The organism is Idiomarina sp. UBA4206, assembly GCF_002383015.1.
GTDB classification, from domain to species: Bacteria; Pseudomonadota; Gammaproteobacteria; order Enterobacterales; family Alteromonadaceae; genus Idiomarina; species Idiomarina abyssalis.
The window spans coordinates 1-9329 of the sequence record NZ_DFTS01000059.1 but is presented as its reverse complement, the minus strand read 5'-3'; the positions used below and the strand labels follow the sequence as shown (position 1 = coordinate 9329).

Genomic DNA, 9329 nt, shown 5'->3' with positions numbered 1-9329 from the left:
TATTGGGTCTCGGCACTCGGTGCTGATCCGGTGGTCTCTGAACGCCCAACTGAGGTGAATTGGCAGCGCTCTATCGGTGCAGGCAGGGCAAGACCTTTAGATGTTCAGCCAGGTGCTGTGATGGCCTCAGGCGTTTATGCAACCGTAAGCCAGCTGTCGGACTTTAAATTACAGGACGCGACTCATCCTCAACCCCTTATTCCGGATGCAACGCCGGATCGTTTGCCTTTAGAGCTGATTCAGAACCTGGACTGGAAAGTGAGGCAGCGACTTGAGAAGAAAAAACAACCTCAGGCTGATGACAAAAACGACTATCGACACAAAGGGCCTGCCGGTCTTTACGATGTGCTGCAAAAACTGGGAATCACCCACTAAGCTTTTTATTGGTGTTAAAGAGTTCCCGACAACCTCTCTATATTGCATAATGCTGTTACCATTTCGCAAATTCGATAAAACATGAAGCAACTGCGCCCAGAGGACGAAGATCGTATTGACGCCTTTACTGAGCATTTGTGGCTGCATCATGGTTCCAGCGAAAACACTCAGGCGGCTTACCGTAGCGACTTACGACGTTTTTGTGAGTACCTTATACCCTCGAAAAAATCGCTGATGGACACCGATGAATTAGTACTTCAGGACTACTTGCTTTGGCGCAGAACTCAAGGGCTCTCGCCAAGAAGCACATCGAGATTTTTAAGTTCGGCAAAAAAGTTTTTCCAATTTGCGGTAAAACAGCAATGGGTAGCGGTTGATCCAACTGCGCGCCTGAAGCGTCCTAAATTGCCACAGAGCATTCCTCACTCATTAAGCGAAGCTGACGTTGAGTCGTTATTGCAGCAGCCTGATACAGAAACTCCCATTGGCCTGCGTGACAGAACCATGCTGGAAGTACTTTACGCTACGGGGTTAAGGGTAACGGAGCTTATTCGTCTGCAGTACGACCAACTGAGCCGCCAGCAAGGCTTGGTAAGGGTTGTTGGGAAGGGAAACAAAGAGCGTTTGGTGCCTTTGGGGGAAGAAGCATTGGAATGGCTGGATACGTACTTAAAACATGGTCGTCCGGCGATAACGGATAAAAGCAGTCCCTGGATATTCGTGACACAAAGAGGTTCGTTACTAACGCGTCAGGCATTTTGGTACCGTTTGCGGCATTACGCAGAGGAAGCCGGGATTTATGCGCATTTGTCGCCCCATACGTTACGGCATGCGTTTGCCACGCATTTGTTGAACCATGGCGCAGATTTACGCGTACTACAGTTGCTTTTGGGGCATAGCGACTTGTCGACCACTCAAATTTATACCCAGGTTGCACGTGAGCGCCTACAGGCTCTTCATGCTCAGCATCACCCGCGCGGTTAATTGCATTTTGACCGTTAAAAGGGTAGGGTTCGGACAATTAATTTATGAGGTGGTTATGCGCAATTTGATGTTTGTATTAGGGTTTGCGGGGCTGGCAAGTGTCGGCTTTAGTACCAGCGCTGTTGGTGCTGGACAAAATGAAGTTGATGCCCGCCATTTGAATAAAATTGGTATTGAGGTGTTGTCGACCGCGCCGGGTGAAATAGACGGTTATGTCCGTGCTGTTACTAATCAGGGTATGTTTTATGTTTCTGACGATGGTACGCGCTTAATCAGTGGAAATGTTTTCGATATAACCGGTAAAGAGCCTGTTAATTTAAGCGAAGCCGCAATGGCCAATGTGCGCTTAAAAATGCTGGAAGGTTTCACTGATGACATGATTGTTTATCCGGCAGAGAACGAAAAATATCAAGTTACCATTTTCACCGATACAACCTGTGGCTATTGTCAGCGTTTGCATCAAAACATGAGCAGTTATCATGCTGAAGGAATTACCATTAAATACTTAGCCTTCCCTCGTGGTGGTATGAGTAGCAAAGGTGCGCGTCAGTTGCAGACCGTCTGGTGTGCTGATGATAAAAAAGCAGCCATTGCCGCCTTTAAAGATGAAGAAAGTTTTAGCGGCAGCTCTAACTGTTCAAATCCGGTTGCTGAGCATTATCAACTGGGTAAATCCTTTGGCGTAACCGGTACACCAGCTATTATCCTGCCGGACGGACGTATGGTGCCTGGCGCATTACCGGCCTCAAGATTAGTGGCTGAAATCAAAAAAGGTGAGTCGCAGTAATTCATGAGTGACTATGAAATACGTCGTTATCAGGTTGTTGACGATGGTTTTCTGCCGCAGCAAATGCCTCCTTTGTTGCGGCAAATTTATGCACGGCGCGGAGTTCGCAGTGCGGACGAATTGTCTCTTAAAGCTTCAGGGCTTCTTCATTTCTCTTCGCTGAAAGATATTGCTAAAGCTGTTGAACTGCTTCGAACTGCATTAAAAAAGCAGCGACGCGTATGCATCTGTGGTGACTTTGACGCTGATGGAGCGACCAGCTCGGCGCTGATGGTTTCCGCTTTGCAGGCTTTTGGCTTAGAAAAGGTTGGTTACCGTGTTCCGAACCGAATGACAGACGGCTATGGGCTTTCTGTTGCTATGGTAAAACAACTGACCGCAGACAACGTCGATCTTATTATTACTGTTGATAACGGTATTGCGGCACACGACGCCATCTCTCTTGCGCGGGATAACGGCATACAAGTTTTGGTAACCGATCATCATTTACCTCCGGCGGAGCTTCCTCTTGCTGACGCCATTGTTAACCCAAACCAGCAGGGCTGCGAGTTCCCAAGTAAGAATTTAGCCGGGGTTGGTGTTGCATTTTACGTGTTGCTGGCGTTGCGCGCAGCGTTAAGAGAAGAAGGCATAGAACCTTTACCGAATCTGGCAGACTGGCTTGATCTTGTGGCTTTAGGCACTGTCGCCGATGTCGTACCGCTGGATTATAACAATCGCGTATTAGTGCAACAGGGTATAGCCCGTATTCGTAAAGGTATGAGCCGCCCCGGAATTAAAGCGTTGCTGGAAGTTGCCAACCGTGACGCGAGTCAGTTGGCAGCCAGTGATTTGGGGTTCGCCCTGGGTCCGCGTATTAACGCTGCAGGCCGGTTAGACGACATTGGGCTCGGAATAGAATGTTTATTAGCGGGTGAGTCCCGGGCAAAGCAGTTAGCGCAGCAACTTAACGATTTAAACCAACAGCGTAAGTCTATTGAAACGGAAATGCGTGAGCATGCCGAAAGTGCAGTCGCGAAATTACGTTTTGACCAGGGGCAGGTACCGGATTTAGTTACCCTTTATCAGCCAGACTGGCATGCTGGTGTTATTGGTATTGTTGCGGGCCGGGTAAAAGAACAGGTGAACCGTCCGGTTATTGCATTGGCGAATGACGATGACAACTTACTAAAAGGCTCGGCGCGTTCGGTCAGTGGCTTGCATATGCGTGACTTATTGGAGCGTATTCATAGTCTGGAGCCTGGCATTATGGAACGTTTTGGCGGACACGCTATGGCAGCGGGGTTAACGCTAAAAAAAGTGAACCTAACGCGGTTTTCCGAACTGGCTGAACAAGTCGCATCCGAATGGTTATCGGAAGAACAAAAGCAGCGGGGATTCTGGTCAGATGGTGAGTTGACTGTACCGCAGTTGTCACTCGACAGTGTGAATACTCTGCAAAATGCAGGTCCATGGGGGCAGCAGTTTCCTGAGCCCATGTTTGACGGGCAGTTCGAGCTGGTTGATCAACGCATTGTTGGCGAACGCCATCTAAAATTGGTGGTGCGTCATCCTCAGGGGGAGTTGTTAGACGGCATCGCTTTTAACGTTGATACACAACAATGGCCAGCGCGGCAGGCTACGGTTGTTGAACTTTTATACAAGCCGCAACTTAATCACTTCCGCGGACGCACAAACGTCCAGTTGTTGGTGGAGCAAATCCGCGCAATACGTTAAACTACGCCCCTTTAAAATAAACAGAATTAGGTAGTCGCATGTTTGAGACCAACGCAACCTACAATAACATTAAAGATATGCGTGAGCGTAGCAATGCGCTTAGGGGGTATCTTTGACTACGATGCTAAGTTAGAGCGTCTGGAAGAAGTTACCCGTGAAATGGAACAGCCCGATGTCTGGGATGATCCACCAAAAGCGCAGGCGTTAGGTAAAGAACGTGCCGCATTAGAGCAAGTAGTAGAAACTCTGGATAAACTTCAGCAAGGTCTGGATGATGTAGAAGGCCTCGTCGATTTAGCTGTAGAGGCTGATGATGAAGATACCTTTAACGAAGCTCAGGAAGAATTATCAGGCTTAGAAAAACAGCTTGAAAACTTAGAGTTTCGCCGGATGTTCTCAAAAGACAATGACTCTGCCGACTGTTATCTGGATATTCAGTCAGGCTCTGGCGGAACCGAGGCTCAGGATTGGGCCAATATGTTACTGCGCATGTATTTGCGTTGGGCTGAAGCGCATGACTTTAAAGCGGAAATTACTGAGCTGTCAGAAGGGGATGTTGCCGGACTAAAATCGGCTACGGTGCGTGTAGCCGGAGAGTACGCTTATGGCTGGCTAAGAACCGAAACTGGTGTTCATCGCCTGGTTCGTAAGTCACCTTTTGACTCAGGTAATCGTCGGCATACATCTTTTGCATCGGTATTCGTTTACCCGGAAGTTGACGACGATATAGACATTGAAATTGATCCGTCAGATTTACGAGTTGATACCTATCGTGCTTCTGGCGCAGGTGGTCAGCACGTTAACCGGACTGATTCCGCCGTTCGCTTAACACACGAACCGACAGGCATTGTTGTACAATGCCAAAGTGACCGTTCGCAGCATAAGAACCGTGACTCAGCAATGAAGCAGCTAAAGGCAAAATTGTATGAGTTTGAGTTACAGAAGCAGAACGAAGAGAAGCAGGCATTGGAAGACTCGAAAGCAGACATTGGCTGGGGCAGTCAAATTCGTTCATATGTTTTAGATGATGCACGTATAAAAGACTTACGTACCGGCGTTGAAAACCGCAATACGCAAGCCGTGCTAGACGGCGCTTTAGACCCATTTATTGAAGCCAGCTTAAAAAGCGGGCTGTAAGTTTAATTTAAGTATCCCGACAGAGGAAAATCGATAATGACTGATAAATCGCAAGCACCCGAAGTAGACGTAAACGAACAGATCGCGCAACGAAAGGCGAAACTGTCGGCGCTTCGCGATAAGGGTATCGCATTCCCGAACGATTTCCGTCGGGACTCGTTAGCGGCCGACTTACATGCAGAATACGATGAAGTGAGCAAAGAAGAGCTGGCTGAAAAGGGCATTCGAGTCAAAGTTGCCGGGCGTATGATGACCCGCCGTATTATGGGTAAAGCGAGCTTTGCCACCATTCAGGATATGAGCGGGAAAATTCAGCTTTATGTTGCCCGCGACAATCTGCCTGAAGGTTACTACAACACTGAATTTAAAAAGTGGGACTTAGGCGACATTATTGGCGCGTCAGGTACGTTGTTCATTACCGGTACCGGAGAGCTGAGTGTTCAGGTAGACGACATACGCTTGCTGACTAAGGCATTACGCCCATTGCCAGACAAGTTTCATGGCTTAGCCGATCAGGAAACACGTTACCGCCAACGTTACTTAGACCTTATTACTAATGACGAGTCACGCAGCACTTTCGTGGTTCGTTCTAAAGTTATTGATTACATTCGTCGCTTTTTAAGTGAACGTCAGTTTCTGGAAGTGGAAACGCCTATGATGCAGGCAATTCCTGGCGGTGCGGCAGCGCGTCCATTCAGTACGCATCACAATGCGCTGGATATGGAACTGTTTTTACGTATTGCGCCGGAACTTTACTTGAAGCGTCTGGTGGTGGGTGGTTTTGAAAAAGTTTTTGAAATTAACCGCAACTTCCGAAACGAAGGTTTATCGACGCGTCATAACCCAGAGTTCACAATGTTGGAGTTCTACTGGGGCTATGCCGATTATCACGACCTGATGGACTTAACCGAGCAAATGTTACGCGGAGCGGCGGAAGCCGTGCTGGGTTCCGCTCAGTTTACCAGCCAGGGTGTTGATTACGACTTCGGTAAGCCATTTGAGCGTATGACGGTACTGGAAGCTATTCTCAAATATATGCCGGAAGTGAAGGTCGAGCAGCTGAACGATCTGAACAGCGCGACAGAAATTGCTGAGCAGGTAGGTGTTAACGTTAAGCCTTCCTGGGGCCTGGGTAAAATTCAAATTGAGATATTTGAGACGGTTGCAGAACACCGCTTAATTCAGCCGACCTTTATTACCGCATACCCGGCAGAAGTATCACCGCTTGCTCGTCGTAACGATGACAATCCATTTGTCACGGACCGCTTTGAGTTTTTTGCCGGTGGACGTGAACTAGCGAATGGTTTCTCTGAGTTGAATGACGCAGAAGACCAGGCTGAGCGCTTCCGTGAACAGGTTGAACAGAAAGAAGCGGGCGATGACGAAGCGATGTTCTACGATGAAGACTATGTTACGGCTCTTGAGCACGGCATGCCCCCAACAGCGGGCGAGGGTATTGGTATTGACCGTCTGGTGATGTTGTTAACTGATTCAGCCTCTATTCGTGACGTACTTTTATTCCCGCACATGCGCCCAAAAGCCGACTAATTTAACCGGCTGAAAAGTGAATCTAATGCGCATAAAAAAACCCGGCTAATTAGCCGGGTTTCTTTTATCGAAATCAAAAAGCTGTGCTTAGTGATCTTCGCCTTCAGTATGCACGTGACCGTGCTCAAGTTCTTGCTCAGTCGCATCACGAACTTCAAGCACTTCTACGTCAAAGTTCAGGTTAACACCTGCTAATGGGTGGTTACCGTCAACAGTCACTTCGTCGTCTTTTACTTCAACGATAACGACAGACTGCTCGCCTTGATCCGTGCTGGCGCGGAACTGCATGCCAGGCTGAACTTCGTTGTCGCCGAACAGGTTGCGCGGTACAGTCTGGATTAAGCCGTCATGACGTTCGCCATAAGCTTCTTCTGGCTTAACTTCTGCGGTGAAGCTATCGCCAACAGTTTTGCCTTCCAGTGCATTTTCCAGACCAGGAATCAGCATGCCACGACCGTGGATGAAGTTCAGTGGGCTGCCATCTTTAGACTGGTCCAGTGTCTGGCCATCTTCCGTTTTAACGGCATAGTTAATAGCCACGACTTTGTTTGGTGCAATGGTTTCGCTCATAAGTTTAACCTAATTGATAAGGCAGTGAGTGTATTTCCAGAAGACTTGCGTCGTCATCCCGAACCCGAATAGCTGTGTCAGCGTCTATATCGCTGGGTAAAACAGCTAGTAAGTCCACGTGGGTGTCGGTGCGGTTCACTGCCATAATGACCGTACCTGCACGACGCCAGTTATCGCCAATGGCTTTCTCTAATTGCACACCCGGTGTAACTTGAGCCGTTACTTTACCGGATAAGCGAAAGAGTGCCCGTTTCTGTTTGCCCAAATACTTCATTCGGGCAATAGTCTCCTGGCCGATATAACATCCTTTGTCAAAACTGATTCCATCCCACGCCTGCAAATTCATCATTTGCGGGACAAACGCCTGGCTGTTTTCAGACGTAAGTTGTGGGCGAACCCGTTCAATTTCCAACGCATCCCAGTAGGGTTGCGAATAATCCGTAGAAATTGGTTGTTGGCTGAGTAACAGATATTGGTCGGGACTTGTCCCAACCTGTATTACCCGGCCATCAAATTCTGATGCAACGCTGGCTGCTTTATTGCCAAAAACACCTGCAATGTTCCAGTCGTCACTGACATCTTCAGCTGTAATTTTACTAAACACACCGTATTTCTTTAATTGTGCCAAAGAGCCTTCAATTGCACTGCGATGCATAATCAGCAATACGGCATCGGCTTCACGACAAAGCCAAAAAACGCTAAAGGCTTTTCCGGTTTGATCACAATGTGCGCCATATAACCAATTATTCTGGTCGAGTTTGCGTAAATCACATGTCAGCTGACCCTGTAAAAAACTGTCAGCATCTGCACCGGAAACAGAAAGGATACCATAATCCGTCAGTTGAACGGAAAGGCTGTCCAGATTTGCGTCACTAAAATGCTGTGTTAACTCAACCACAATGACTCCTTATTAAATGGCTTACGTGGTAATATTAGGGCACATTATCGAATTACAAGGGCAATTGCTGCGGAGATTTTATGTTGCCGTTAAAACAATCGGAAGAAGCACTTAAAGACAAGCGTCGTTTACGTTGGGCCTGCCGCCGGGGAATGCTGGAGCTGGATGTATTATTTGAACCTTTTGTCGATCAGGCTTATGACGAATTGAGCGAAGAGCAGAAAGCGGTATTTCGTCGTCTGGTTACCTGCGATGACCCGGATCTTTTTGCCTGGTTTATGGGACACCAGAAGTGTGAAGATGAAGAGCTCGACGCCATGGTTCAGTTTATGCTGTCACGCGTCAAAGTGTGAATCCTGCTCATTTCTTTAATTTACAGCGGCCAATGGGGACACTGTCGGTTTCTTCATGTGGCCGTTATTGGTGGTGGCAACAGCAGCGCTGGCAGTTTTTTAGTAAAGCGCTGGTTATTGCTGGCTTGTTGGTGCTTTTACCTCTCACCCGTAGAACTGAAACGAATAAAGAAGTACGCCACTGGCTATGGATTTGGTGGTTTCAGCTGCCGCAGGCGCAGCAATTTAAATTGCGACGCCAACTGCAGCAGTTGTCTGATTATTAACACTCAAGAGCTAAGCCTGGGTGATTAACTTAGGAGAGAGTACGGTTGGCTTTGTTTCAGGCAAAGTTTCAGGATAATCGAGTGTATAGTGCAAGCCTCGGCTTTCTTTGCGACTCATAGCACTTCTTACGATTAACTCAGATACCTGAACCAAATTCCGTAATTCAAGCAGGTTATTACTCACCTTAAAGTGAGAATAGTATTCGTGAATTTCGCGCTGCAACAACTCAATGCGATGTAGCGCACGCTCCAGCCGCTTGGTAGTGCGGACAATGCCGACGTAATCCCACATAAAGAGTCGTAACTCGTGCCAGTTATGCTGAATAATAACTTCCTCGTCGGAGTCTGCTACCTGACTTTCATCCCAGCCTGGCAGGTGAGTTAAGGCTTGTCGCTGTGACTGTTTCGACAAAATATCTTTAGCCGCGGCACGAGCAAAGACCAAGCACTCCAGTAACGAATTACTGGCCATGCGGTTTGCGCCGTGCAGGCCAGTACAGGCAACTTCACCAACTGCATAGAGATTCGGTAAATCGGTGGCAGCATTCATGTCTGTCTTTACACCACCACAAGTGTAATGTGCAGCGGGCACCACTGGCATAGGTTCTTTACTGATGTCTATCCCAAGCGACAGGCACTTTTCCATAATAGTGGGGAAATGATGCTGGATAAACTCTTTAGGTTTATGAGAAATA

At 47.9% G+C, this 9329-nt stretch carries 11 protein-coding genes; 8 read left to right on the top strand and 3 right to left on the bottom strand.

Translation table 11 applies throughout. The annotated features are described in order from the left end of the window. The 6 genes from B3180_RS11995 to lysS form a co-directional block, all read left to right on the top strand. On the top strand, positions 1 to 375 hold a 375-nt coding region (locus B3180_RS11995), incomplete at its 5' end, for a VC2046/SO_2500 family protein (protein ID WP_286844785.1). A gap of 81 nt (positions 376 to 456) precedes the next feature. Further along, positions 457 to 1359: a site-specific tyrosine recombinase XerD gene (xerD, locus tag B3180_RS11990; protein ID WP_054488138.1), complete on the top strand. Its 903-nt coding sequence runs from the start codon at positions 457 to 459 to the stop codon at positions 1357 to 1359. A gap of 55 nt (positions 1360 to 1414) precedes the next feature. Next, on the top strand, positions 1415 to 2146 hold the full coding sequence (gene dsbC / locus B3180_RS11985; protein ID WP_278358740.1) for a bifunctional protein-disulfide isomerase/oxidoreductase DsbC: 732 nt from the start codon (positions 1415 to 1417) through the stop codon (positions 2144 to 2146). Positions 2147 to 2149: 3 nt separating this feature from the next. Continuing rightward, a complete protein-coding gene (recJ, locus tag B3180_RS11980; protein WP_286844781.1) occupies positions 2150 to 3862 on the top strand; it encodes a single-stranded-DNA-specific exonuclease RecJ in 1713 nt (570 codons plus the stop codon). Positions 3863 to 3900: 38 nt separating this feature from the next. Next, a protein-coding gene (gene prfB, locus B3180_RS11975) for a peptide chain release factor 2 (protein WP_143441131.1) occupies positions 3901 to 4999 on the top strand; the annotation gives its coding sequence in 2 pieces (ribosomal slippage) (positions 3901 to 3975 and positions 3977 to 4999; 1098 coding nt in all). A 36-nt stretch (positions 5000 to 5035) separates the two neighbouring features. After that, positions 5036 to 6547: a lysine--tRNA ligase gene (lysS, locus tag B3180_RS11970; protein WP_054488136.1), complete on the top strand. Its 1512-nt coding sequence runs from the start codon at positions 5036 to 5038 to the stop codon at positions 6545 to 6547. An 87-nt stretch (positions 6548 to 6634) separates the two neighbouring features. Here the strand turns inward: lysS and B3180_RS11965 are convergent, their stop codons facing one another. Next, positions 6635 to 7117, bottom strand: a complete 483-nt coding sequence (locus B3180_RS11965) for an FKBP-type peptidyl-prolyl cis-trans isomerase (protein WP_199494195.1) — start codon at positions 7115 to 7117, stop codon at positions 6635 to 6637. Between the two features lie 4 nt (positions 7118 to 7121). Further along, the gene (locus B3180_RS11960) at positions 7122 to 8015 is read right to left on the bottom strand and encodes a YgfZ/GcvT domain-containing protein (protein WP_222235451.1); all 894 of its coding nucleotides are present in this window, start codon (positions 8013 to 8015) and stop codon (positions 7122 to 7124) included. An 80-nt stretch (positions 8016 to 8095) separates the two neighbouring features. Here B3180_RS11960 and B3180_RS11955 point away from each other — a divergent pair, with 80 nt between their 5' ends. Further along, entirely contained in the window at positions 8096 to 8368 is a 273-nt protein-coding gene (locus tag B3180_RS11955; protein ID WP_054488124.1) for a succinate dehydrogenase assembly factor 2, read from the top strand. Continuing rightward, entirely contained in the window at positions 8365 to 8634 is a 270-nt protein-coding gene (locus tag B3180_RS11950; protein ID WP_054488122.1) for a hypothetical protein, read from the top strand. Before B3180_RS11955 ends, B3180_RS11950 begins: the two co-directional genes overlap by 4 nt. A gap of 10 nt (positions 8635 to 8644) precedes the next feature. Here the strand turns inward: B3180_RS11950 and B3180_RS11945 are convergent. Then, positions 8645 to 9329, bottom strand: a 685-nt coding sequence (locus tag B3180_RS11945) for an FAD-binding protein (RefSeq protein ID WP_286844776.1), incomplete at its 5' end; no start/stop codon positions are given.

What these genes read in the sequence shown, in the direction of transcription:
- xerD (WP_054488138.1), top strand. Translation starts at nt 457, where the DNA reads ATGAAGCAACTGCGCCCAGAGGACGAAGATCGTATTGACGCCTTTACT.
- dsbC (WP_278358740.1), top strand. Translation starts at nt 1,415, where the DNA reads ATGCGCAATTTGATGTTTGTATTAGGGTTTGCGGGGCTGGCAAGTGTC.
- recJ (WP_286844781.1), top strand. Translation starts at nt 2,150, where the DNA reads ATGAGTGACTATGAAATACGTCGTTATCAGGTTGTTGACGATGGTTTT.
- lysS (WP_054488136.1), top strand. Translation starts at nt 5,036, where the DNA reads ATGACTGATAAATCGCAAGCACCCGAAGTAGACGTAAACGAACAGATC.
- B3180_RS11965 (WP_199494195.1), bottom strand. Translation starts at nt 7,117, where the DNA reads ATGAGCGAAACCATTGCACCAAACAAAGTCGTGGCTATTAACTATGCC.
- B3180_RS11955 (WP_054488124.1), top strand. Translation starts at nt 8,096, where the DNA reads ATGTTGCCGTTAAAACAATCGGAAGAAGCACTTAAAGACAAGCGTCGT.